Source organism: Streptomyces sp. CBMA123 (assembly GCF_014596465.1).
Lineage (GTDB): Bacteria > Actinomycetota > Actinomycetes > Streptomycetales > Streptomycetaceae > Kitasatospora.
Genome location: NZ_MECK01000629.1, coordinates 1 through 22,214 on the forward strand (window position 1 = coordinate 1; position 22,214 = coordinate 22,214).

Below are 22,214 nucleotides of genomic sequence, written 5' to 3' on the forward strand. Positions count from 1 at the left end.
CCTCGGGGGCGACCGGTCCGGCGGGCGGTCCGGCGGCCGTGCGGACGGCGCCGGCGCGGGTGAAGCAGCCGCGGGCCGGGCTGCGGGCACACCAGATCACCGACCACACGGCCTCGCACCGCACCCGTAAGGCCCGGCGCAGCGTGGCCGGCCGGGCGCTGGACGCGGTGTTCGGCTGGCTCGCGTTCGGCGTGCTGGCGGTGCTGCTGGTCGTGGTGCTGCTGGTGTACGTGGTCAGGCGTCGGAACGGCCGCTAGCCGGGGTCGGGGCGAGGGCCCGCAGGACGGCGTCGACCAGCTGGTCGGCGTGTTCGTGGGTGAGCGGGCCGAGTCGGTACTGCCAGCGGTAGTAGAGCGGGCCGTAGACCAGTTCGACGGCCAGGTCGAGGTCGGCGTCGGGGGCGAGCTGACCGGTCTCGCGGGCGGCGCGCAGGCGGTCGCGGGTGATCTCCAGCAGGGGGTCCAGCAGGCGGGTGCGGTACTCGGCGTGCAGGGCCGGGTCGTTGAGGATCTCGGCGATGATGGCGCGGTAGGTGCGGTCGGCGCCCGGGTCGGTGAGCTCGTCGCTGGTGGGGCGCAGGACGGCCCGCAGGTCGGCGGCGAGGTCGCCGGTGTCGGGGAGCGCGAGGCCGCCCTCGCGCTGGTTGACGGCGAGGAAGGCGTCGAAGACGACGGCGCCCTTCGAGGGCCACCAGCGGTAGATGGTCTGCTTGCCGACGCCGGCCCGGGCGGCGATCGCCTCGATGGTCAGCTTGCCGTAGCCGACCTCGGCGACGAGCTCGGTGGTGGCTGCGAGGACGGCGGAGCGTGAGCGCTCGCTGCGCCGGGCGGGGTCGGGGGCGGTTCTGGGGGCCATGGGAAAAAGTCTATGCCAAACAGCGAGACGAGACGTATTGTCTTCTCAAGATTGCGAGACGGCACGTCTCGTCTCAGTCGCTCTCCCCGGAGGTGCCCGTGATCCGCCCCGCACACATCCTGATGGTCTCCGTTCCGGCACACGGGCACGTCAACCCCAGCCTGGCCGTGATCGCCGAGCTGGTCGCCCGGGGCCACCGGGTCAGCTACGTCAACGACCCGTCCTTCCGGGAGGTCGTCGAGTCCACCGGTGCGACCCTCGTTCCGTATCCGACCGCGCTGCCGCTCGTCGACGACCCGGCCGGCTGGCCGGACGACCCGGTGGCGGTCCAGGACGTGTTCCTGGACGACACCCTGTCGATGTGGTCCGTCATGCTGGAGGCCTTCGAGGACGACCGCCCCGACCTGGTGCTCTACGACATCGCGGGCTTCGCCGGACGGGCGCTCGGCGAGCGGTTGGGCGTGCCGGTGGTGCAGCTGTCCTCCAGCTTCGTGGGCTGGGACGGCGTCGACGAGGACCTGGCCGAGGTCTTCGAGGCGATCCGCAACGGTCCGGGCGGCCCGGAGCACTACCGGCGGTTCGCCGGCTGGCTGGCGGAGGCGGGTGCGGTGGAGCGTGACGTCGAGGCGTTCAAGAACCGTCCGGAGCGGTGTATCGCTCTGGTGCCGCGCGCGCTGCAGCCGCAGGCGGAGCGGGTCGACGAGCGGCGGTTCAGCTTCGTCGGGCCCTGCTTCGGCGACCGCGCCCACCAGGGGCGGTGGGAGCGCCCGGCGGGCGCCGAGAAGGTACTGCTGGTCTCGCTGGGCTCGGCCTTCACCGACCGGCCCGCCTTCTACCGGGCCTGCGTCGAGGCCTTCGGCGAACTGCCCGGCTGGCACGTCGTGCTCCAGATCGGCAGGCACACCGATCCGGCCGAGCTGGGCGAACTGCCGGACACCGTCGAGGTGCACCGCTGGGTGCCGCAGCTGTCGGTGCTGGCGCAGGCGGACGCCTTCGTCACCCATGCGGGCATGGGCGGCTCCAGTGAGGGGCTGTTCCACGCCGTGCCGATGATCGCTGTGCCGCAGGCCGTCGACCAGTTCGCCAACGCGGACGCGCTGGTGGGCCTGGGCGTCGCCCGCCGGGTGGACACCGAGGCAGCCACTGCGGAGGCGCTGCGCGCCGCGCTGCTGGAGCTGGTCGGGGACCCGACGGTGGCCGAACGGCTGGCGGTGCTGTCCGCGGCCGGCCGGGCCGAGGGCGGCACCGCGCGGGCGGTGGAGCTGATCGAGGCCGAGCTGGCGAGGTAGGGCTCGGATCGCGGCCACACCCCCCGGGGGGTGCGGCCGCGATCGGGGCGACGGAGAATCCGGATGGCGAGCAGCTGTTGTCATATCTTCATTCACCTGGTGTGATTGTGTATATGGATATGCACAGTGCTGTGGTCCCCGACGCTCCGCTGGTCCAGGTCGGCAAGGCCGACGTCAGCGCGGAGGACGTCCTGGCCGTCGCCCGGGGCAACGCCCGGGTCGAGATCGGCCCCGACGCGCTCGCCGAGATGGCGGCCGCCCGCGCGCGGATCGACGCCCTCGCGGCCGAGCCGCGCCCCGTCTACGGCGTGTCGACCGGCTTCGGCGCCCTCGCCGTCCGGCACATCAGCCCCGAGCTGCGCGCCCAGCTGCAGCGCTCGCTGGTGCGCTCGCACGCGGCCGGCATGGGCCCGGCCGTCGAGCGCGAGGTGGTCCGCGCGCTGATATTCCTGCGGATGAAGACGCTGGCCTCCGGCCGCACCGGCGTCCGCCCGCTGGTCGCGCAGACCATGGCCGCCCTGCTCAACGCCGGCATCACCCCGGTCGTCCGCGAGTTCGGCTCGCTCGGCTGCTCCGGCGACCTCGCGCCGCTGTCGCACTGCGCGCTGGTGCTGATGGGCGAGGGCACCGCCACCGGCCCCGACGGCGTGGAGCGGCCGGTCGCCGAACTGCTCGCCGCCGCCGGCATCGAGCCCGTCGAACTGCTGGAGAAGGAGGGCCTGGCCCTCATCAACGGCACCGACGGCATGCTCGGCATGCTGGTGATGGCCATCGCCGACCTGCAGCGGCTGTTCACCACCGCCGACATCACCGCCGCGATGACCCTGGAGGCGCTGCTCGGCGCCGACAAGGTGCTCGCCCCCGAGCTGCACGCCCCGATCCGCCCGCACCCGGGCCAGGCGCTCAGCGCCGCCAACATGCTCGCCGTGCTCAAGGACTCCGGCCTGACCGGCCACCACCACGACGACGCGCCGCGGGTCCAGGACGCCTACTCGATCCGCTGCGCCCCGCAGGTCGCCGGCGCCGGCCGGGACACCCTGGCGCACGCCCAGCTGGTCGCCTCGCGCGAGCTCGCCGCCTCGGTGGACAACCCGGTCGTGCTGCCGGATGGACGGGTGGAGTCCAACGGCAACTTCCACGGTGCGCCGGTCGCGTACGTGCTGGACTTCCTCGCCATCGCCGCCGCCGACCTCGGCTCGATCTCCGAGCGCCGCACCGACCGGCTGCTCGACCAGGCCCGCTCGCACGGCCTGCCCGCCTTCCTGGCCGACGACCCGGGCGTGGACTCCGGTCTGATGATCGCCCAGTACACCCAGGCGGCGCTGGTCAGCGAGAACAAGCGGCTCGCCGTCCCGGCCTCGGTCGACTCGATCCCGTCCTCCGCGATGCAGGAGGACCACGTGTCGATGGGCTGGTCGGCCGCCCGCAAGCTGCGCCAGGCCGTCGACAACCTCGGCCGCATCCTGGCCGTCGAACTCACCGCCGCGGCCCGCGCGCTGGAGATCCGTCAGCAGGCCGACTCGGCCGTCCGGGTGGCTCCGGCCACCGAGGCCGCGATGGCCGCCGCCCGCGAGGCGGGGGTCGGCGGCGCGGGCCGGGACCGCTTCCTCTCACCGGACCTGGAAGCCGCCGCCGCGCTGGTCGCCACCGGTGACCTGGTGCGGGCGGTGGAGCGGGTCACCGGGCCGCTGGCCTGACGTGCCTCCGCTGCGGGGCGACCGTCGGCCGGGGTGCGGCGTGCGGATCCGACCGGGATCCGTACGGCGCGCCTCAGTCCCAGTCGCCCCGCGGCCGGCGCTCCTCCCGGTCGCGGCGGTTGCCCAGCGCCGCAGCGAAGTTGACCCCGACGATGCCCGCCCAGCAGGCCAGCAGACCGGCGAAGCCGCCGCTGCCGGGGCTGCTCGCGATCGCGGTCAGCGGGATGCCCAGGGCCAGCGAGATCACCGCCAGCCGGTTGCCGGACCGGCCGGACGTCCAGCCGCGGTGGCGGCGGTCGCGGTCCCGCTCGTGGTAGGACGGCCCGTCGTCGTCCAGCCGCGCGGCCACCGAACGCTCCACCCGGGCGTCCAGCCGCTTCATGAAGGAGTCGACGAGCTCGTCCTCGTACTCCTTGCCGAGTTCCTTGCGGGCCTGCAGGGTGGCGTCGAGGTCGCGCCGCAGGTCGTCCTGGCGAGTGTCCATGCCAGTAGCGTGGGGCCGCCGCGCCGCCCGGTCCATCCGTTCGCGGGGGGAATCCGGGCGGGCTCAGGGAGAAATCAGGGTTACCCCGAGGCCCGTGCGCGGCGCCCGGCACCGCCCGCTCCCCGGCCCGCCCCGTCCGAGGCGGTGTCCGGACAGTGGGACGTCTCATGAGGCGTCCCGCCGTACGAGACGTCTTTGCCAGCGGCGGCGCGCTGCTGCACAGTCGTCGTCCGAACCGCACGCATCCGGAGGTACCGCTGATGACCGCCACCGACGAGGCCGGCACCGTCGGCCCCTCCGCCCGGCTGCTCCAGCTGTTCGAAGGACACCGGCTGACGCCCACCCAGCGGCGGATCGCGCACTCCCTCGTCCGGCACGCCACCGAGGCGCCGTTCCTGTCCAGCGTGGAGGTCGCCGAACTCGCCGGCGTCAGCCAGCCCTCCGTCACCCGCTTCGCCGTCGCACTCGGCTACGACGGCTACCCGGCGCTGCGCCGGCAGCTGCGCGAACTCGGCGCGGGCGAACCGGCCGCACCCGAGACCCCGGACGAGGCGGTGCGCAACGAGCACCAGCAGGCCGTCCTCGCCGAGATCGAGCACCTGCGCCACCTCGCCGAACTCCTCGCCGACCCCGAACCGATCACCCGGGCCGCCCGGCTGCTCGCCGCATCCCGCCCGCTACCGGTGCTCGGGCTGCGGGCCGCCTCGGCGCAGGCCCGCGGCTTCGCCTACTTCGCGGCCAAGGTGCACCCGGACATCCGGCTGCTCGACGAGGGCGGCAGCATGCTCGCCGACCGGCTGGAACAGGCCACCGCGGCGGGCGCGACCGCCCTGCTGTGCTTCGCGCTGCCGCGCTACCCGCGGGAGTTGATGGACGCCCTGGTCGTCGCCCGGGAGTGCGGGCTGGCCGTGCTCACCGTGGCCGACAGCGCCTTCTCGCCGGTCGCCAAGCTCTCCGACCTGATGCTGCCGGCCGCCGTGGGCACCGGACTGGTCTTCGACACCGCCTGCGCGCCGATGATGCTCGGCCGGGTGCTGCTGCAGCGCATGTGCGACGAACTCCCCGGCGCGGAGGCCAGGTTGGAGGCGATCGAGCAGTCGACGGCGGCCCGGGGGCTGTTCCTGGAATAGCGTGGACGGCGGGCCGGAGTGGGGGTGGCCGGGAATAGTCGTCAGGAACCCGGGCATCCCCTACAGCAGGGGGTGCCGCCCATGCGCGTGATCCACGAGATGAAGTTCGTCGCCCGCCTGTCCTCGGGTGCCGACGAATGGTCCTGCCCCGCCTGCGGACGCCGCGTCACCCTGCGGCGCCTGCCCGAACCCGAACTGACCGTCCTCGACCCGGGCGACGAGTCCGCCGTCCACGTCGGCGTCATCGAACCCGACGCCCACGCCACCGCGACCGCCGAGAAGTACGGTCTCGGCCCGGTCCAGAACATCCCCCGCCCGCCCGCCCCGCCCGCCCCCGACGCCGCCGACCGCCGCTGGCTGGCCGAGATCGGCATCGACTGGGACGGCGGCGCCGCCGCCTGATTCAGGCGCGGGGGGCGTACAGGGGGAGATTTGAGGTGTCCAGCTCGGCGGGCAGCGGCGCGGGCAGCGGAACGGGCTCGCCGTACTTGCCGTGCAGGACGCCTCGGTACCCGCCGTCGCGGGGGTGGGTGTGGAGCGTCCATTCACCCTCGCGCGGGTCGACAGCGAGGAGGATGGGTACGCCCGCGGCGGCGTACCAGCTGGTTTTGGCCGTGATGAGGCTGACGCGCTCGGAGGTGGAGATGACTTCCACCGCCAGAGCCACCTCGCGCGGGTCGGTCAGCCATTCGTCGTCCTCCTCCCACTCCGTCGGGAGGACGACCAGGTCGGGGGTCACGTAGTCCTCGTCGTTGCCCGGCATGTAGATGGACGACACCTCGTACGCGCCGAGCTCGGTCGGCAGCTCCGGGTCCAGCTGCATGCGCACTCGTCGCACGGTCCCCGCATGCTTGCCGCGGGGTGTCGGGGACACCACCAGGGTTCCCCCGATGATCTGGACGCGAAGTCCGGTGCTCCGCTCGATCTCCTCCGCCGCATCCCGGAGTCTGCCGGGCCGTACGCCGATGGCCGTCATCGTGTACTCCGCTCCCTGGCGCTGGGCCGAGTGGCTGGTGTTCGCCGGATTCAGGCTAGCGCGCCAAGTCGGCGAATGGCGTGGCTGATCGGATTGGTTCAGGTCTGGTCGAAAGCCGGTTGTTTAGTTATATTCAACCGAACAAAGCTTGAATGAATCCATCCGCAGGGAGGCCGGGACATGGTGCAGCAGCAGGCGAGCGGGCCGCGCGAGGTGCGTGCGGCGCGCGGGACGGGGCTCACGACGCAGGGGTGGCAGCAGGAGGCCGCCCTGCGGATGCTGATGAACAACCTCGACCCCGAGGTGGCCGAGCACCCGTCGAAGCTGGTGGTGTACGGCGGCACCGGCAAGGCCGCGCGGGACTGGCGCTCCTTCGACGCCATGGTGAAGACGCTGCAGGGGCTCAAGCAGGACGAGACCATGCTGGTCCAGTCCGGGCGGCCGGTCGGCGTGATGCAGACCCACGAGTGGGCGCCGCGCGTGCTGATCGCCAACTCCAACCTGGTCGGCGACTGGGCCAACTGGGAGGAGTTCCGCCGGCTGGAGAGCCTCGGGCTCACCATGTACGGCCAGATGACCGCCGGCTCCTGGATCTACATCGGCACCCAGGGCATCCTCCAGGGCACCTACGAGACCTTCGCCGCCGTCGCCAACAAGCGCTTCAACGGCAGCCTGGAAGGCACCATCACCCTCACCGCCGGCCTGGGCGGGATGGGCGGCGCCCAGCCGCTCGCCGTCACCATGAACGGCGGCGTGGCGATCTGCATCGACTGCGACCCGTCCCGGATCGCCCGCCGGATCGAGCACCGCTACCTGGACGTCGAGGCCAAGGACCTCGGCCACGCGCTGGAGCTGGCCACCGCCGCCCGCGACAAGCGGCAGCCGCTCTCCATCGGCCTGCTGGGCAACGCCGCCGAGCTGGTCCCGCAGCTGCTCGCGATGGACGCGCCGATCGACATCGTCACCGACCAGACCAGCGCCCACGACCCGCTGGCCTACCTCCCGGTCGGCGTCGCCTTCGACGACATGGCCGACTACGCGGCCGCCAAGCCCGCCGAGTTCACCCAGCGCGCCCGCGAGTCGATGGCCGCCCATGTCGAGGCGATGGTCGGCTTCCTGGACCGCGGCGCCGAGGTCTTCGACTACGGCAACTCGATCCGCGGCGAGGCCCAGCTGGCCGGCTACGACCGCGCCTTCGCCTTCCCCGGCTTCGTCCCGGCGTACATCCGGCCGCTGTTCTGCGAGGGCAAGGGCCCGTTCCGCTGGGCCGCGCTGTCCGGCGACCCGCAGGACATCCACAAGACCGACAAGGCCGTCCTCGACCTCTTCCCGGAGAACGAGTCGCTGGCCCGCTGGATCCGGCTGGCCCAGGAGAAGGTGCACTTCCAGGGCCTGCCCGCGCGGATCTGCTGGCTCGGCTACGGCGAGCGCGACAAGGCCGGCGAGCGCTTCAACGACATGGTCGCCTCCGGCGAGCTGTCCGCGCCGATCGTGATCGGCCGCGACCACCTGGACTGCGGCTCGGTGGCCTCCCCGTACCGCGAGACCGAGGCGATGCTGGACGGCTCGGACGCGATCGCCGACTGGCCGCTGCTCAACGCCATGGTCAACGTCGCCTCCGGCGCCTCCTGGGTGTCCATCCACCACGGCGGCGGCGTCGGCATCGGCCGCTCGATCCACGCCGGCCAGGTCACCGTGGCCGACGGTACGGCGCTGGCGGGCGAGAAGATCCGCCGGGTGCTCACCAACGACCCGGGCATGGGCGTCATCCGGCACGTGGACGCCGGCTACGACCGGGCCACCGAGGTCGCCGCCGAGCGGGGCGTGCGCGTTCCCATGGGTGAGCTGTGACGATTTCTTCGTTCGAAGAGATGTGGGCGGAGCTGCTCCCCGTGGGCCGCTCCGCCGCCTCCGGCGGCTACCGCCGCTTCGCCTGGAACTCCGCCGACGCCGAGTGCCGCGCCTGGTTCGAGCAGCAGGCCCGCGACCGCGGCCTGACGTACGAGCTGGACCGCAACGGCAACCAGTGGGCCTGGCTGGGCGATCCGGCCGCCCCGGGCGCGGTCGTCACCGGCTCGCACCTGGACTCGGTGCCGGACGGTGGCGCCTACGACGGCCCGCTCGGGGTGGTCTCCTCCTTCGCCGCACTGGACGAACTGCGCGCCCGGGGCGCGCAGTTCACCCGGCCGCTGGCGATCGTCAACTTCGGCGACGAGGAGGGCGCCCGGTTCGGCGTGGCCTGCATCGGCTCCCGGCTGAGCGCCGGGGTGCTCTCCCGCGAGGCCGCGTACGAGCTGCGCGACGCCGACGGCCTGCGGCTGCCCGACGCGATGGAGCGGGCCGGCTACGACCCGACCGCGATCGGCGCGGACGACGACCGGCTGGCCCGGATCGGCGCCTTCGTCGAACTCCACGTCGAGCAGGGCCGCTGTCTCGCCGAGGGGCAGCCGGTCGGCGTGGCGGGCGCGATCTGGCCGCACGGCCGCTGGCGGTTCGACTTCCACGGCGAGGCCAACCACGCGGGCACCACCCGGATCGAGGACCGCCGCGACCCGATGCTGACCTACGCCAACACCGTGCTCTCCGCGCGCAAGAAGGCGAAGCTGGCGGGCGCGCTGGCCACGTTCGGCAAGGTCGCCGTCGAGCCCAACGGCACCAACGCGATCGCCTCGCTGGTGCGCGGCTGGCTGGACTCCCGGGCCGCCGACGAGCGCACCCTGACCGAACTCGTCGCCGAGATCGAGCGGGCCGCCGCCGAGCGCGGCGAGCGCGACGGCGTCCGGGTCGAGCTGACCCGCGAGTCCTACACCCCGGTGGTGGACTTCGACGGCCCGCTGCGCGACCGGCTCGCCAAGCTGCTCGACGCCCCGGTGCTGCCCACCGGCGCGGGACACGACGCCGGGATCCTGGCGTCCGCGATCCCCACCGCCATGCTGTTCGTGCGCAACCCCACCGGCGTCTCGCACTCCCCGGCCGAGCACGCCGAGGAGGCCGACTGCCTGGCCGGGGTCACCGCCCTCGCCGACGTACTGGAGGACCTGGCGTGTCAGTGACCACTCCGGTGACGTACTGGGCGGAGCACGCCTGGCTGCCGCACCACAACGGGCCGGTGGTCGAGCCGGACGTGCTGATCACCGTCGGCGCCGACGGCCGGATCGCCCGGGTCCAGCCGGACAGCGGGCCCTGCCCGCCCGGGGCCGTCCGCCTCGACGGGCTGCTGCTGCCCGGCCAGGCGAACGCCCACTCGCACGCCTTCCACCGGGCGCTGCGCGGGCACGTCCAGGTCGGCTCCGGGACCTTCTGGACCTGGCGCGACACCATGTACCGGTTCGCCGGGGCGCTCGACCCGGACAGCTACCTGGAGCTCGCCACCGCCGTCTACGCCGAGATGGCGCTCGCCGGGATCAGCGCCGTCGGCGAGTTCCACTACCTGCACCACGCGCCCGGCGGCGCCCGCTACACCGACCCGAACGCGATGGGCGAGGCGCTGATCGAGGCCGCCGCCCGGGCCGGCATCCGGATCACCCTGCTGGACACCTGCTACCTGTCCTCGGGCTTCGGCGCCGAGCCGACCCGCCCGCAACTGCGGTTCAGCGACGGCGACGCCGAGGCCTGGGCCGTCCGAGCGGACGCGCTCAAGCCGCGCGAGCACGCCCGGATCGGCGCCGCCATCCACTCCGTCCGGGCCGTCCCGGCCGAGCAGCTGGACACCGTCGCGCACTGGTCGGCGACGCGCGGCGCGCCGCTGCACGTCCACCTGTCCGAGCAGACCGCCGAGAACGACGCCTGCCTCGCCGCGCACGGCGTCACCCCGACCAGGCTGCTCGCCGACCACGGCGCGCTCGGCCCGCGCACCTCGGCCGTGCACGCCACCCACCTCACCGACGAGGACGTCCGGCTCCTCGCGGACTCCGCCACCACCGTCTGCATGTGCCCCACCACCGAGCGGGACCTCGCCGACGGCATCGGCCCGGCCCGCCGGCTCGCCTCGGCGGGCAGCCCGATCTCCCTGGGCAGCGACAGCCACGCGGTGATCGACCCGTTCGAGGAGGCCCGGGCGCTGGAGCTGGACGAGCGGCTGCGCAGCCGGACCCGCGGCCACTGGACGGCCGACGCGCTGCTGCGGGCCGGCGGCGAGGACGGCCACGCCTCGCTCGGCTGGCCGGAGGCCGGGCGGATCGAGGCCGGGGCGCTCGCCGACTTCACGGCGATCACGCTGGACTCGGTGCGCACCGCCGGGCCGCCGGCCCGGCTCGGTGCCGAGATCGCCGTCTTCGCGGCCTCGGCGGCGGACGTGCGGCACCTGGTCGTCGGCGGGCGGCACGTCGTCCGGGACGGCGTGCACCAGCTGGTGACCGATGTGCCGGGAGCGCTGCGCTCCGCGATCGGCGCGCTGGACTGCTGAATTTTCCTTGTCCGACTCCCTTCGGAAGGCGTTGACTTGAGCACCAGGACCACTGTGATCACGGGCATCGGCAGCCTGGTCACCAACGACCCCGGGCAGGGCACCGGGCCGCTCGGCCTGCTGACCGACGCGGCCGTGGTGGTCGAGGGCGACACCGTCGCCTGGGTCGGCCCGGCGGCCCAGGCCCCGGCGGCGGACGAGCGCTTCGACGCCGAGGGCCGGGCGCTGCTGCCCGGCTTCGTCGACTCGCACGCCCACCTGGTGTTCGCGGGCGACCGCACCGCCGAGTTCAACGCCCGGATGTCCGGGCAGGCGTACACGGCGGGCGGCATCCGTACGACGGTGGCGGCCACCAGGGCGGCGAGTGACGCCGAACTGGACGCCAACCTGGCCGGCTTCGTCCGGGAGGCACTGCGGCAGGGCACCACCACCATCGAGTGCAAGTCCGGCTACGGGCTGACGGTGGAGGACGAGGCCCGGGCGCTGCGGATCGCGGCCCGGCACACCCCGGAGACCACGTACCTGGGCGCCCACATCGTGGCCCCCGAGTACGCGGAGGACCCGGCCGGCTACGTCGACCTGGTCACCGGCGAGATGCTGGACGCCTGTGCGCCGCACGCCCGTTGGGTGGACGTGTTCTGCGAGAAGGGCGCCTTCGACGGCGACCAGGCGCGGGCGATCCTGACGGCGGGCATCGAGCGCGGCCTCACGCCGAGGGTGCACGCCAACCAGCTGACGTACGGGCCCGGCGTGCAGCTGGCGGTGGAGCTGGGGGCCGCCTCGGCGGACCACTGCACCCACCTGACGGACGAGGACGTGGCGGCGCTGGCGGGGTCGGCGACGGTCGCCACCCTGCTGCCCGGGGCGGAGTTCTCCACCCGGGCCGAGTACCCGAGCGGGCGGCGGCTGCTGGACGCGGGGGCGACGGTGGCGCTGTCCACGGACTGCAACCCGGGCTCCAGCTTCACGAGCTCGATGGCGTTCTGCATCGCGGTGGCGGTGCGGGAGATGGGGATGACGCCGGACGAGGCGGTCTGGGCCGCGACGGCCGGTGGCGCCCACGCGCTGCGGCGCACGGACGTGGGGACGGTCGCGGTCGGCTCGCGGGCGGACCTGCTGCTGCTGGACGCGCCCTCGCACGTGCACCTGGCCTACCGCCCGGGCGTGCCGCTGACGGCGGCGGTCTGGCGGGCGGGCGTCCGGGAGGTCTGAGCCCCGGGACCGTAGACGGCCCCCGCGCCCCCGGGGTGGCGGGCGCGGGGGCTTCGCATTCAGGGGGCGGTGGTCAGGTGGTCGAACTCGCCTGCCTTGGCAGCTTCGAGGAACGCGGAGAACTTGAGGCGGGTGGTGCGGACTATGACCTCGCCCTCGTCGGACTCCCGGAGTTCGACGGCCCCTTTACGTGCGCGCACCTCAACGCAGTTGCTGGCCGCTTCGCTGAAGCTGGACTTCTGCCACTCGGTGCTGGTCATGAGAATCAGGCTAGCCACCGGCGGCCTCTTGCGGGGAGCAAGAGGCCGCCGGAACGATTCGCTCAGGCGTCGGTGATGAGGTGGTCGAACTCGCCTGCCTTGGCGGCTTCGAGGAACGCGGAGAACTTGAGGCGGGTGGTGCGGACTATGACCTCGCCCTCGTCGGACTCGCGGAGTTCGACGGCCCCTTCAAGTGCGCGCACCTCAACGCAGTTGTTGTTCGCCTCACTGAAGCTGGACTTCTGCCACTCGGTGCTATTCATGCCTGTCGTTCATTTCCTTCATGATCGAGCGAATGTGATCCCGCGACTCGTTCTCCGGGAGTGCGACGGCTTCGATGCGCTCCAAGATTGCGCGATAGCCCGCCAGCTGGGCGGGTGAGTCGAAGATGTGGGAGCCGTGAGACGAGTCGGCCTGAACCGTGTCCAGCTCTGGCACCGGCCCCTCTGCGTAGAGCAGGTTCTCGCTGGGGCCGGGGAAGTCGGCTGTCGCGAAGGGTACGACCCGCAGTGAGACGCCCGGAAGCTCGGAGGCCCTGATGAGGGAATCGAGTTGCTCCCTGAGCACTGCAGGGCCGCCGTACTGGATGCGCAACGCCGCTTCGTGGATGAGTGCCGTGTAGGGCGTTTCGCTTGACCGGATGATCCCTTGTCTCCGCAGGCGGAACTTCACTCTGCGATCGACCTCGCGATCGGGGAGAGCGGTGAACCCCCTTGCGAACACCGCAGTCGCATAGGAGCTCGTCTGTAGCAGCCCTGGGATGATGCCGATGGTGAAGCTCTTGAGTCTCTTCGCGCGACCTTCGATCTCTGCCACATCGATCGGAGCGGCCGCCAGCGCCGTGCGGTACTCATCCCACCAACCCGAGTCGCGCTCTCTGGCCATCTCGGCGAGCGCTTCGACCAGGGGCGCATTGGCGCACATGCAGGCTTCCGCGATCTCGTGCAGGCGCGCCACGCTGACGGCCGACTTGCCGATCTCCATCTGACTCACCAGGGCGGGAGTCACTCCGAGCAGCCTGGCAAGGTGGCTGCCGCCGAAGCCGGCCTGCTCTCTCATCCTTCGCAGTTCGGCGCCGAGGCGTCGCTGACGAAGGGTGGGGATCCGAAGGGCCATGGCGTCCTCTCTACCGATGCAGAGCCCAGTGTGCCGCGCCAGTAGCCGGCGGATCCATCCGGGCTCGGTGGCGAGTATCCCCCGTGAGGAGGAACCTTCTCCCACTTCGCTTTAATTAAAGAGCTGATGCGCTATCGTCGTTCTCAGCTCGATCCGACGGATCGTCAGTAATGCCCGCATTCACGGCAGTAGGCGCCTGCTGCCCTGTCTGCGCGCCGAAGAGCAACCGCCGCCCCGGTCTGGCTCACGGCGACGACCGTCATCACCTCTCCCCACGCCACAGCCTCACGGAGGTTCCCGTGTGCACCCGTAACACCCCCTCGCTCACCCTCTCCCGCCAGGCTCTGCGGGACGCCATGACCCGCAGCGGCCGGTGGGACGCCGACGCCGTCTTCAACGCCGAACTCGCCCTCTGCGAGCTCATCTCCAACGCCTGGCGGCACGGCGAAACCCCCGCGCCCGTCGTCTGGTTCTCCATCCTCGATCGCACCCTCCGGGTCACCGTCTCCGACGAGAGCGACGCCCTCCCGCAGCTGCGGACGACCTCCGGCCTCGCCGAGACCGGCCGGGGCCTCCAGCTGGTCGAGGGCCTCACCGACCGCTGGGGCGTCGACCCGCAGAAGCGCGGCAAGAGCACCTGGTACGAGCTGGACTCCGACGCGTGACCCGCGACCCGGTCGCGCCGGACGACCCCCGGATGCGCGACTACACCAAGCCCCAGATCGCCGCCCTCCTCGGCGAGTTGCACCGCCGCGGCCTCCCGTACGGGCTCCTCTGGGGCTCGGCCGGCACCCCGGAAACGACCCTCGACGGCCGCATCCTGGTCGACTTCGGCAACGCGCCGGTCAGCACCCTGCTCAACCTCCTCCACCTGCTCCGCGACCTGGAGCGGGACGAGGCGTGGCACCGGTGAGGTTCTTCGTCGGCGCGGTCCTCCTCGCCCTCCTCGCCCTCGCGATCGCCACCGTGGCCCTCGGCGTCCTCACGACCCTCAGGATGCCCCGCCCCGACGACCCCGACGACCACCACCCCTGACCCACCCCACGAAGGTCCCCGCCCATCCCGGGCGAGGGCCTTCGCGGGCGCCGGCATGTGCCGTGCGAGCTGGGCGGAGGGCCGACGTCCTCGGCCTCTCGGAATACTCACATCACTTGAACGCAGGCCGTCTTGACGATCCATCAAAGCGGCGAGACGGTTGTGCAAGCACGTAGAAGAAGCGGCTTGCCACGGGAGGATGTCATGGCACTACGGTTCGTAGGCATTGACCCCGACACGGGCGGCGGAGGCTCGCCTACCGTGTGGGTCGATGACGAGAAGCAGGAGATCGTCATTCAGGGATGGGACGTCGAGGCGGCTAGGCTCGCCGAGATCCGCGAGACGGAATGGGTGCCGGAGCATGCGACCGGCGTGCCGGCGGGGGAGTCTCCGGTCCGTCTTCCGTTTCGCATGGTGCCGATCCTGAGGAAGGCATGTGATGACGCAGAACGACCAGCCGGTTCCTGACTTCGCGGCCCTGCTTGGGCAGGCGAAGCGGAGCGCCGTCCATCTGGAGATGCGCGACCTGTACGCCGTCGGCGACGAGTCCGGCATCATCGCCGACTTCAAGCGCACTGGGCAGGCGGATCTGAATCCGAACGACCCCTACTGGGCTGACTGGTTGGGGATCGTGCGGGACACCGTGGCCCGGGGCGTGTTGATTCGCCGGGCTCGGATCGTCTCTGAGCCGGTCACCGACTACATCCGGTGGGAGCACGCGGTCACGCCGCTCAACCTGGGGGCCGGCGAGCAGGTTCGCTGGCTTCCGCGGTGGTTGGCCTCAGATATCGCCCTGCCGGGCAACGACCTGTGGCTGATCGACGACCGGTTGGTCATGTTCCACTGGTTCACCGGAGACGGGGACTGGGCCGGGCACGCGTTCGATGACGACCCGGCCACGGTGAAGATGGTCTCAACGGCGTTCGAAGCCGTCTGGGACCGGGCTACCCCGCACGACCAGTACTCCGTCTGACCGCCAGCCGCACCGGATAGCCGAAACATGCCCGCCATCCCGTCATCCAAGGCACAAGCTGCACGCAAAGCGGTGGCTGCCCGCCTTCGGGAGCTGATGTTGGACGCGGGCCTGAAAGGGCAGGAGGTAGCTGCCCGGTGCGGCTGGCACGCCTCCAAAACCTCGCGGATTCTCAACGGGACCACGCCACCGTCTGGCGACGACATCCGGGCATGGTGCACGGCCTGCGGCGCCGAGGACCAGGCGCCTGACCTGATTGCGGCATCCCGTGCCGTCGAGTCGATGTACATGGAGTGGCGCAGGCTCCACCGAACAGGCCTGCGCAGGGTCCAGGAGGACTTCTACACGCTCCACCAGGAGGCTCAGGCCTGCCGCGTGTACGTCTCCAACGTGGTGCCCGGCTTCCTTCAGACCCCGGCCTACGCCACCGGCCTGCTGGCTTCGATCACCCGCTTCCAGGGCACCCCGAACGACGTCCCCGAGGCCGTTGTCGCCAGAGTCGCGCGTTCCCGTTTCCTGTACGAGGGCAATCACCGCTTCGCAGTCGTCATGGAGGAGACGGTCCTGCGGAACCGGATCGGGGATGCCGAGGTCATGGCCGGCCAGCTTCGTCATCTGCTCACCGCATTGCCACTTGCCTCGCTGTCTTTCGGCGTCGTCCCCTTCGGCGCGGAGCGGACCATGTGGCCGCTCGAAGCCTTCTACCTGTACGACGACCGGCGCGCCGTCGTGGAGACGCTCACTGCCGAAATTCAGGTCACCCAGCCCAGAGAGATCAGTGACTACGCGCGGGCGTTCGGCGAGCTGTCTAAGGCGGCCGTGTACGGCGACGCGGCGCGCACTCTAATCAATGAGGCGCTGGCCACCTTCGGGTGAATGCGTGCAATCCCATAGAAGTTGATGGCACCGGTCCCGGTCGGATCCCTACCGTTGAAGTGCTGTCAGAGCAGCCGACTGATTGGCGATCAGGCAAGTTCCATGTGCTGGGGCGGATGCCCTCAAGTAGCGCTGGTACTGCGGGCCCGGCAACCACCGACGGTCCAGTCGGCCCCCACTGATGCCCCGTTGCCAGGGAGAGGCACCTGGTTCACCTCGCCGATGCGAGTCACTGGCTCCCACAAGTTCCTCCCCGTCCGGGGAGGTTGCTCCACTCATCCAGTTCATCCAGTGAAGGGAGATCGCAATGTCCGTGATTACCAGCGACGCCGAGAACACCGAGGTGACCGAGGCCGCGGTGCTCGACGAGGGCGCCGCGGACACCATCCGGGGCAACGTCCGGGCGTTCCTGGGCGAGGACAACACCTCGATGATGGGCGGCTGGACCAACTGACGGTCGGCCTGAGCGCCTGAATCAGTCGCGTGCCCGGCCCCACCTCAATTGGGGCCGGGCACGCGGTTCCAAGCATCCCAGCCAAGGAGCGAGTGTCCGTGCGATTCCTCAACATCCACCATGCCCGCGAGACGATCGGCCGACTCGTGAGCGCGGTCAACGAGCAGTCCCCGTCTACCCCCGCAGACCTCCGCGCCGCGTACCGGAGCGTTGTGTCCGCCCTGCGTCCCCTGCCGGTAGCGGGTGAGGGCATTGCGCTGTCCTTCAAGGACAGCGCGTGGGGCAACTACCTGATCGAGAACAGCACCTTCGAGAACATCTTCGAGGGCCTGGAGGACACCCCGGCCGCCCTGTGTGCGCGGTGGGAACGTGACTTCTCCGTCGCGCTCCTGCACATCAGGGACCTCGCCCCCGACCTGGGCGCGCTCGTGGACCTGGTGGTCACCGACGTCGTGATGTTCAGCTCGGCCAACAAGGGCGGCGGCACCGGTTCGACGCTCCCGGGCCTGGTCAGCATGAGTCCCGGCGACGAGTGGCGGCCCCATGACTACGCCGAGTCCCTGGTCCACGAGACCGTGCACCTGAACGTCTTCCTGGCGGACATGGTGTACCGCCTCTACACGCGACCGGCCAAGGAACTGGAGGCCGATGAGCACCGGGTCGTCTCCGCGGTGAAGTTCGGGCAGTTGCGGCCGCTCGACAAGGCCTTTCACTCTGCCGTGGTGGCTCCGCCCCTCATGCTCATGCAGCACCTGAGGGGCGAGACCGAGTTGGTGGACAAGTTCCGCCACTCGATCCGCGAGTGCGCGGAGGGCCTGCTCGACAAGTTGGACCTGTTCACACCGTACGGGCAGGGGATGGTGCGCGAACTCGCGGCCTTCGCCGAGACGATCGACTTCGACCTCGTCGCCCGGTCGATCTCGGGCCGGGAGTTCGCGCACTACGAGCTGCCTGCTGCCGCCTAGGGTTCGAACAGGATGCCGGCTTCCCTGGCGAGGCTCAGTGCCAATTCCATGGCGCCTGGGCCTCGCACGGTGGCGCCCCTGAGATGCGAGGTGCCGCCGACATCGATCAGTGTGCAGTTGTCGAAACTGACACCGGACTGAACGGTGATGTTGGCGAACTGCGCACCGGTGAGATTGCACTTCTCGAACCGGACATCGCGGAGTTCGGCGAATTGAAAATCAGCCTGAGAGAGATTGCACTCCCTGAAAACCACCGTCTTGAACTTCGCATAGCGGAACAGCGCGCTGTCCGTCCGCGTTCCCTCGAAGAGGACATCGCGGAAGCTGCCGTTGCTCCAGGACGACCCGGTGAGTCGGCAACCGGTCACCGTGCCCCGGAGGACGGACACGTCCTGCGTCCGGACCGTGGCGAAGTCACAGGTGTCGAAGGTGACATGGGCGAGCACCGAGCGGACCAGGTGCATCCCGGTGAACCGCACGTTCTCGAAGGCGCATTGCTCGACTTCGACCGCTTCGCCCACGCGGCCGACAAGGCTCAGGCCGCTGTACTTCCTGCCTTTGATCGTGGCGTCGTCCTCGAAGTCATCGTCGGGCAACTCCGCAGGCCGCAAAGCCATCTGGAAACGAGGCGCCAAGGGATTCTTCGGGCGAGGCATGGCCTGAGTCATGGAAGGCACCTCACGGAAGTCGATGGGGTGGAGGAAAAGAACGCTAGCACTCAACTGGCATGGCAACAAAGGAAGTAAAGCTGCAGGACCACTGAAGTCCTGTGGCTATTCGTGCTGCCGAAATCCCCTTGCGGTCGAGCGTGCCCTCAGCCCAGCGATCAAGCTCGCGGATCTGGCATCGTGAGCGGGATCTGGAACCGGCCGAGCAGCACATCCGCACGGCCATGAAGATCAGCGACCATCGCAAGGAGCTGCTGTGACTGTCACTTCCCCCGCGTTCGTGGTCGGCCGGGCGGCCGATGCCGCAGCAGCCGGTGTCGCCGACTTAGGCGCCGCCGCAGTGATCGACCACGACGGGCGGGTCCAGCTCGTGCGTCGCAAGCCCGAGGTCTGCCAGTGGGCCGGCAAGTGATCGGCGAGACACATGTGAAGGCGGGGCCTCCGGGGCTGGCCGCCGCGCTGGTGGCCGGGGGCGCGCTCACTGCGGATTGGCTCCCGGCCTTCGAGGCCGTACCGCGCGAGCTGTTCGTACCGGACCGCATCTGGCCGGGCGTTGCGGACGGCACCTCCCAGAAGCCCGTGGTGGACCGCTCTCGGAATCCCGAGGCGTGGCGGCGGGCGGTCTACTCGGACATTCCGTTGACCACGCAGTGGGACGACGGCGACCACCAGGGCGACGGGCTCGGTACGACACCGACCTCGTCCAGCTCCATGCCCTCGATGGTGTTCTCCATGCTGCAGGACCTTGACGTCCGCCCGGGGAACCGGGTGTTGGAGATCGGCACCGGTACGGGGTGGAACGCGGGCCTGCTCGCCCACCGGCTGGGCGACGCGAACGTGGTGACCGTGGAGTTCGATCCGGAGGTCGCCCGGGGCGCCCGCGCGAACCTGGAGGGGGCCGGGCTCGCACCGACCGTGGTCGAAGGCGACGGGCGGCATGGCTGGCCGGAGGGCGCTCCCTATAACCGGGTAATAGCCACCTGCTCCGTCGTGGAGATCCCTCCCACATGGCTGGCCCAGACGGCCCCCGGCGGGGTCATCGTGGCGCCGTTCGGCACCGAGTACGGCGGCGAGCAGATCGTCCGGCTGACCGTGGACGCCGACGGCACCAGCGCGAGCGGCCGGTTCACCCGCGGCTCGGCGTTCATGCGGCTGCGCCAACAGCGCACGGACCGGCCGCCGTTCGCGGACTACCTGCGCGGTCAGGAGTGGCCCGCCGACGGCGTGCGGACCACCACCACCCTCGCCCCGCCGGACACGGGCGGCTGGTTCGAGCAGTTCGTCATCGGGGTGGCCGTCCCCGGGGCGTTCTGGCGGGCGGAGCGCTACGACGACGGCGCGTACACGCTGTGGCTCCACAGCCGGGACACCTTCTCCTGGGCCTCGGCCGACTACGAGCGGGGCCGCACCGAGTACGAGGTGTACCAGTCCGGCCCCCGGAACCTCTGGGACGAGGTGGAAGCCGCCTGGCGCTGGTGGGACGACCAGGGCCACCCCGGCTTCGACCGCTTCGGCCTCACGGTCACCCCGGACACCCACACGGTGTGGCTCGATTCCTCGGAGAACCCAGTGCCGTTCCGGGGTTGAACTCTCGTTTCGCCCCGTCGGGCCCAGCGGCCAGACGGGGCGAAGGCGTGCCTAACCCATGCCCAAGGAGCGCCGCAGGAAGTCGAGTTCGTGGTGCAGCAGGTTCTGCACCACGGCCTCGCCGGTCGGCCGGTGGCCCGCACCGCGCAGCGGGAGGACCTCGTGGGGGCGGCCGGCGGAGAGGAGGGCGTGGGAGAGCCGCAGGGCGTGGGCGGGGTAGACGTTGTCGTCCGCCAGGCCCTGGATCAGCAGGAGCGGGCGGCGCAGCTTCGGAGCCTCCGTGATCAGGTCGCAGGAGTCGTAGTGCTCGGGGTGCTCGTCGGGGTGGCCGAGGAAGCGTTCCTGCCAGTGGGTGTCGTAGAGCCGCCAGTCGGTGGGGGCAGCACCGGCCGAGGCGGCGTGGAAGACGTCCGGGCGGCGCAGCACAGCGAGGGCGGCGAGGAAGCCGCCGTAGGACCAGCCGCGGATGGCGACCCGGTCGAGGTCGAGCAGTCCGGGCCGCAGTCGGGCCACCTCGTGCAAGCCCTCGATCTGGTCCTCCAGCGCGGGCCCGGCCTTGTCGCCCCAGACGGACTTCTCCCAGCGCGGGCCGCGCCCGGGGGTGCCCCGCCCGTCCACCACCAGCACCGCGAAGCCCTGGTCGGCGAACCACTGGGAGACCTGCTCGTGCCAGGCGCCGCCGGTGGTGGCCTTCTGCATGGCCGGCCCGGCGTACGGGTCGAGCAGCACGGGCAGCGGGCCGTCGGCGGGGCGGTGGCCGGTGGGCAGGAACAGGTTGGCGCGCAGTTCACGGGGGCCGAGGCGGAGCAGCTCGGGGCGGGCGGTGACGACGGGTGGTTCGGCGTAGGAGGTGAGCGGCCATGACGGCGCGCCCTCGCGCAGCACCGTGGTCCGCCCGTCGGGGGAGCGGGTGGTGAGCACCAGCGTTCCGCCCCGCGCGACCCCGTCGTGAAGGCCGGGGCCGCTGCTCAACTGCTGGATGCCGCGACCCGGTTCGTAGGTCCACAGGTGGGTCTCGGTGGGCTCGTCGGAGGCGGTGAACAGCACCTGTTCGCCGTCTGTCCCGAGGACGGCCCGCAGCTGAAGCCCGTCCGGGGTGACGGGCTTGCCGTCGATGGTCAGCTGCCGGGTGTCGCCGTCGTCGGCGGTGTCGACCAGGGCGCCGCCCGCCGTCCGGGCGGGCAGGCCGGGAAGCAGTTCGATCCAGTGTGGGTCCGTCCGTTCGGCGAGCACCCGGGTGGTGCCGTCCGGGGCGATCGCCAGGGTGCGGACGGTGCGCTGGTCGCGGCTCTGCACGGCGGCGTACGGGCCGTGGGCGTCCCAGCCGGCGGCGGTGAGGTACTCGAAGGCGGCGGCGTCCCAGCGGACCTCGGTCCGGCTGCCGTCGAGACCGAGCAGCCGGAGCGAGACGTCGGCGTTGGCGGTGCCGGCCAGCGGGTAGCGGATGGTGCGCGGGGGCTGCTGCGGGTCGGTGGGGTCGGCGAGGAACAGCCGGGTGACCGCGCGGTCGTCGACCCGGGCGACGAGCAGCGCGGTGCCGTCGGGGGACCACCAGTGGCCGCGGGTGCGGTACATCTCCTCGGCGGCGACGTACTCGGCGAGGCCGTACGAGACGTCACAGGACTCGGGTTCGGCGAGGGCGCGGTCGTTGCCGCCGTCGGCGTCGACGACCCGTAGGGCGCCGTCGCTGACGTAGGCGATCCGGCGGCCGGTCGGGTCGGGCCGGGCCTCCTGGGGCGCGCCGGTGGTGGTGACCGGGCGCACCGATCCCGCGGCGGTGTCGGCGAGCCAGAGCGTGCCGTCCAGGGTGAAGGCGGCCAGCCGCCCGGTGTCGTCGGTGGCGTAGCAGGCGATGCCGGTGGTGGAGCCCAGCGCGGCCGGGTCGGCGACCAGCCGCTCCGCGCCGGTCGCGGTGTCCAGGGCCCAGAGGCGGGTGACCGGGTCGGTGCCGGTGCGGCCGCGCAGGAACAGCACGGTGGCGCCGTCGGCGGAGGGCTGCGGCTGGGCGGGGGCGCCCAGGGTGAACCGTCGGGTACGGGCCAGCTGACGGGGCAGGGAGTCGGTCGTCATGCCGGGACCATAGGCAGACCCGGCCCGGGTCCGTCGAGGGAAATTCGTCGCCGAGGGGCATTCGCCCCCGAGGGAAGCACACCGCCGAGGGAAGCACACCGCCGTCGAGAGACGCCGAGGAGGACGGAGGAGGACGGCCGAGGAAACGGCCGAGGAAAACGG

At 71.5% G+C, this 22,214-nt stretch carries 27 protein-coding genes; 19 read left to right on the top strand and 8 right to left on the bottom strand.

The window, feature by feature from the left end; translation table 11 throughout:
* A partial coding sequence (locus BG452_RS42570; RefSeq protein ID WP_223243569.1) for a hypothetical protein occupies positions 1-257 on the top strand: 257 nt, incomplete at its 5' end.
* Here the strand turns inward: BG452_RS42570 and BG452_RS42575 are convergent.
* Positions 235-855 carry a TetR/AcrR family transcriptional regulator gene (locus BG452_RS42575; protein WP_188309750.1) on the bottom strand — a complete coding sequence of 207 codons (621 nt, stop codon included), beginning with the start codon at positions 853-855 and terminating at the stop codon, positions 235-237. The genes BG452_RS42570 and BG452_RS42575 overlap by 23 nt on opposite strands.
* Positions 856-977: 122 nt before the next feature.
* Here BG452_RS42575 and BG452_RS42580 point away from each other — a divergent pair, with 122 nt between their 5' ends.
* Positions 978-2,144 (top strand): macrolide family glycosyltransferase, encoded by a 1,167-nt coding sequence (locus tag BG452_RS42580; protein ID WP_188309782.1) that lies wholly within the window; start codon positions 978-980, stop codon positions 2,142-2,144.
* A gap of 119 nt (positions 2,145-2,263) precedes the next feature.
* Positions 2,264-3,841: a histidine ammonia-lyase gene (hutH, locus tag BG452_RS42585; protein WP_411293103.1), complete on the top strand. Its 1,578-nt coding sequence runs from the start codon at positions 2,264-2,266 to the stop codon at positions 3,839-3,841.
* 73 nt (positions 3,842-3,914) lie between these two features.
* Here the strand turns inward: hutH and BG452_RS42590 are convergent, their stop codons facing one another.
* Complete coding sequence (locus BG452_RS42590; RefSeq protein ID WP_188309752.1) at positions 3,915-4,325, bottom strand: hypothetical protein; 411 nt, start codon at positions 4,323-4,325, stop codon at positions 3,915-3,917.
* Positions 4,326-4,585: 260 nt separating this feature from the next.
* Here BG452_RS42590 and BG452_RS42595 point away from each other — a divergent pair, with 260 nt between their 5' ends.
* Positions 4,586-5,455 (top strand): MurR/RpiR family transcriptional regulator, encoded by an 870-nt coding sequence (locus tag BG452_RS42595; protein WP_188309753.1) that lies wholly within the window; start codon positions 4,586-4,588, stop codon positions 5,453-5,455.
* A gap of 81 nt (positions 5,456-5,536) precedes the next feature.
* Complete coding sequence (locus BG452_RS42600; protein ID WP_188309754.1) at positions 5,537-5,857, top strand: hypothetical protein; 321 nt, start codon at positions 5,537-5,539, stop codon at positions 5,855-5,857.
* A gap of 1 nt (position 5,858) precedes the next feature.
* Here the strand turns inward: BG452_RS42600 and BG452_RS42605 are convergent, their stop codons facing one another.
* On the bottom strand, positions 5,859-6,431 hold the full coding sequence (locus BG452_RS42605) for a Uma2 family endonuclease (RefSeq protein ID WP_188309755.1): 573 nt from the start codon (positions 6,429-6,431) through the stop codon (positions 5,859-5,861).
* A 180-nt stretch (positions 6,432-6,611) separates the two neighbouring features.
* On the opposite strand from BG452_RS42605, the gene hutU reads away from it, so the two are divergent.
* From hutU to hutI, 4 genes are read left to right on the top strand one after another with little or no spacing between them, the layout of a single operon-like run.
* Positions 6,612-8,282 carry a urocanate hydratase gene (gene hutU / locus BG452_RS42610; protein ID WP_188309756.1) on the top strand — a complete coding sequence of 557 codons (1,671 nt, stop codon included), beginning with the start codon at positions 6,612-6,614 and terminating at the stop codon, positions 8,280-8,282.
* Positions 8,283-8,302: 20 nt separating this feature from the next.
* Positions 8,303-9,484 (top strand): allantoate amidohydrolase, encoded by a 1,182-nt coding sequence (locus BG452_RS42615; RefSeq protein ID WP_188309783.1) that lies wholly within the window; start codon positions 8,303-8,305, stop codon positions 9,482-9,484.
* On the top strand, positions 9,475-10,836 hold the full coding sequence (locus tag BG452_RS42620; RefSeq protein ID WP_188309757.1) for a formimidoylglutamate deiminase: 1,362 nt from the start codon (positions 9,475-9,477) through the stop codon (positions 10,834-10,836). Before BG452_RS42615 ends, BG452_RS42620 begins: the two co-directional genes overlap by 10 nt.
* 36 nt (positions 10,837-10,872) lie before the next feature.
* A complete protein-coding gene (gene hutI, locus BG452_RS42625; RefSeq protein WP_188309758.1) occupies positions 10,873-12,048 on the top strand; it encodes an imidazolonepropionase in 1,176 nt (391 codons plus the stop codon).
* Between the two features lie 59 nt (positions 12,049-12,107).
* On the opposite strand, the gene BG452_RS42630 is transcribed toward hutI, so the two are convergent.
* The 3 genes from BG452_RS42630 to BG452_RS42640 form a co-directional block, all read right to left on the bottom strand.
* Positions 12,108-12,308 carry a DUF397 domain-containing protein gene (locus tag BG452_RS42630; protein WP_188309759.1) on the bottom strand — a complete coding sequence of 67 codons (201 nt, stop codon included), beginning with the start codon at positions 12,306-12,308 and terminating at the stop codon, positions 12,108-12,110.
* A 62-nt stretch (positions 12,309-12,370) separates the two neighbouring features.
* Positions 12,371-12,571 carry a DUF397 domain-containing protein gene (locus tag BG452_RS42635; RefSeq protein WP_188309760.1) on the bottom strand — a complete coding sequence of 67 codons (201 nt, stop codon included), beginning with the start codon at positions 12,569-12,571 and terminating at the stop codon, positions 12,371-12,373.
* Positions 12,564-13,424, bottom strand: coding sequence for a helix-turn-helix domain-containing protein (locus BG452_RS42640; RefSeq protein WP_223243570.1), 861 nt, complete (start codon positions 13,422-13,424; stop codon positions 12,564-12,566). The genes BG452_RS42635 and BG452_RS42640 overlap by 8 nt, the downstream gene beginning before the upstream one ends.
* 299 nt (positions 13,425-13,723) lie before the next feature.
* Here BG452_RS42640 and BG452_RS42645 point away from each other — a divergent pair, with 299 nt between their 5' ends.
* The 8 genes from BG452_RS42645 to BG452_RS42675 all read left to right on the top strand — a co-directional run bounded on the left by BG452_RS42645 (position 13,724) and on the right by BG452_RS42675 (position 17,727).
* A complete protein-coding gene (locus BG452_RS42645) occupies positions 13,724-14,089 on the top strand; it encodes an ATP-binding protein (RefSeq protein ID WP_188309762.1) in 366 nt (121 codons plus the stop codon).
* On the top strand, positions 14,086-14,337 hold the full coding sequence (locus tag BG452_RS42650) for a hypothetical protein (protein WP_188309763.1): 252 nt from the start codon (positions 14,086-14,088) through the stop codon (positions 14,335-14,337). The genes BG452_RS42645 and BG452_RS42650 overlap by 4 nt, the downstream gene beginning before the upstream one ends.
* Entirely contained in the window at positions 14,334-14,459 is a 126-nt protein-coding gene (locus BG452_RS47495) for a hypothetical protein (RefSeq protein ID WP_262986121.1), read from the top strand. The genes BG452_RS42650 and BG452_RS47495 overlap by 4 nt, the downstream gene beginning before the upstream one ends.
* 204 nt (positions 14,460-14,663) lie before the next feature.
* Positions 14,664-14,927, top strand: a complete 264-nt coding sequence (locus BG452_RS42655) for a hypothetical protein (protein ID WP_188309764.1) — start codon at positions 14,664-14,666, stop codon at positions 14,925-14,927.
* Entirely contained in the window at positions 14,899-15,432 is a 534-nt protein-coding gene (locus BG452_RS42660) for a DUF6879 family protein (RefSeq protein ID WP_188309765.1), read from the top strand. Before BG452_RS42655 ends, BG452_RS42660 begins: the two co-directional genes overlap by 29 nt.
* A 27-nt stretch (positions 15,433-15,459) precedes the next feature.
* Positions 15,460-16,308 carry a helix-turn-helix domain-containing protein gene (locus BG452_RS42665; protein ID WP_188309766.1) on the top strand — a complete coding sequence of 283 codons (849 nt, stop codon included), beginning with the start codon at positions 15,460-15,462 and terminating at the stop codon, positions 16,306-16,308.
* A gap of 307 nt (positions 16,309-16,615) precedes the next feature.
* Entirely contained in the window at positions 16,616-16,762 is a 147-nt protein-coding gene (locus tag BG452_RS42670) for a hypothetical protein (protein ID WP_188309767.1), read from the top strand.
* A 98-nt stretch (positions 16,763-16,860) separates the two neighbouring features.
* Entirely contained in the window at positions 16,861-17,727 is an 867-nt protein-coding gene (locus tag BG452_RS42675; protein WP_188309768.1) for an aKG-HExxH-type peptide beta-hydroxylase, read from the top strand.
* Here BG452_RS42675 and BG452_RS42680 read toward each other — a convergent pair.
* A complete protein-coding gene (locus tag BG452_RS42680) occupies positions 17,724-18,395 on the bottom strand; it encodes a pentapeptide repeat-containing protein (protein ID WP_188309769.1) in 672 nt (223 codons plus the stop codon). The two genes, BG452_RS42675 and BG452_RS42680, sit on opposite strands and share 4 nt — an antisense overlap.
* Positions 18,396-18,651: 256 nt before the next feature.
* Between BG452_RS42680 and BG452_RS42685 the strand changes: the two genes are divergently transcribed.
* Both BG452_RS42685 and BG452_RS42690 read left to right on the top strand, forming a co-directional pair.
* A complete protein-coding gene (locus tag BG452_RS42685) occupies positions 18,652-18,807 on the top strand; it encodes a hypothetical protein (protein WP_188309770.1) in 156 nt (51 codons plus the stop codon).
* Positions 18,804-19,982: a methyltransferase domain-containing protein gene (locus BG452_RS42690; protein ID WP_188309771.1), complete on the top strand. Its 1,179-nt coding sequence runs from the start codon at positions 18,804-18,806 to the stop codon at positions 19,980-19,982. The genes BG452_RS42685 and BG452_RS42690 overlap by 4 nt, the downstream gene beginning before the upstream one ends.
* 51 nt (positions 19,983-20,033) lie before the next feature.
* Here the strand turns inward: BG452_RS42690 and BG452_RS42695 are convergent, their stop codons facing one another.
* The gene (locus BG452_RS42695) at positions 20,034-22,052 is read right to left on the bottom strand and encodes a prolyl oligopeptidase family serine peptidase (protein ID WP_188309772.1); all 2,019 of its coding nucleotides are present in this window, start codon (positions 22,050-22,052) and stop codon (positions 20,034-20,036) included.
* Positions 22,053-22,214 lie beyond the last annotated feature (162 nt).

Coding starts and splice junctions, on each gene's coding strand:
- BG452_RS42575 (WP_188309750.1), bottom strand. CDS start 855: ATGGCCCCCAGAACCGCCCCCGACCCCGCCCGGCGCAGCGAGCGCTCA.
- BG452_RS42580 (WP_188309782.1), top strand. CDS start 978: ATGGTCTCCGTTCCGGCACACGGGCACGTCAACCCCAGCCTGGCCGTG.
- hutH (WP_411293103.1), top strand. CDS start 2,264: ATGCACAGTGCTGTGGTCCCCGACGCTCCGCTGGTCCAGGTCGGCAAG.
- BG452_RS42590 (WP_188309752.1), bottom strand. CDS start 4,325: ATGGACACTCGCCAGGACGACCTGCGGCGCGACCTCGACGCCACCCTG.
- BG452_RS42595 (WP_188309753.1), top strand. CDS start 4,586: ATGACCGCCACCGACGAGGCCGGCACCGTCGGCCCCTCCGCCCGGCTG.
- BG452_RS42600 (WP_188309754.1), top strand. CDS start 5,537: ATGCGCGTGATCCACGAGATGAAGTTCGTCGCCCGCCTGTCCTCGGGT.
- BG452_RS42605 (WP_188309755.1), bottom strand. CDS start 6,431: ATGACGGCCATCGGCGTACGGCCCGGCAGACTCCGGGATGCGGCGGAG.
- hutU (WP_188309756.1), top strand. CDS start 6,612: ATGGTGCAGCAGCAGGCGAGCGGGCCGCGCGAGGTGCGTGCGGCGCGC.
- BG452_RS42615 (WP_188309783.1), top strand. CDS start 8,303: ATGTGGGCGGAGCTGCTCCCCGTGGGCCGCTCCGCCGCCTCCGGCGGC.
- BG452_RS42630 (WP_188309759.1), bottom strand. CDS start 12,308: ATGACCAGCACCGAGTGGCAGAAGTCCAGCTTCAGCGAAGCGGCCAGC.
- BG452_RS42635 (WP_188309760.1), bottom strand. CDS start 12,571: ATGAATAGCACCGAGTGGCAGAAGTCCAGCTTCAGTGAGGCGAACAAC.
- BG452_RS42640 (WP_223243570.1), bottom strand. CDS start 13,424: ATGGCCCTTCGGATCCCCACCCTTCGTCAGCGACGCCTCGGCGCCGAA.
- BG452_RS42655 (WP_188309764.1), top strand. CDS start 14,664: ATGGCACTACGGTTCGTAGGCATTGACCCCGACACGGGCGGCGGAGGC.
- BG452_RS42660 (WP_188309765.1), top strand. CDS start 14,899: ATGACGCAGAACGACCAGCCGGTTCCTGACTTCGCGGCCCTGCTTGGG.
- BG452_RS42665 (WP_188309766.1), top strand. CDS start 15,460: ATGCCCGCCATCCCGTCATCCAAGGCACAAGCTGCACGCAAAGCGGTG.
- BG452_RS42670 (WP_188309767.1), top strand. CDS start 16,616: ATGTCCGTGATTACCAGCGACGCCGAGAACACCGAGGTGACCGAGGCC.
- BG452_RS42680 (WP_188309769.1), bottom strand. CDS start 18,395: ATGACTCAGGCCATGCCTCGCCCGAAGAATCCCTTGGCGCCTCGTTTC.
- BG452_RS42695 (WP_188309772.1), bottom strand. CDS start 22,052: ATGACGACCGACTCCCTGCCCCGTCAGCTGGCCCGTACCCGACGGTTC.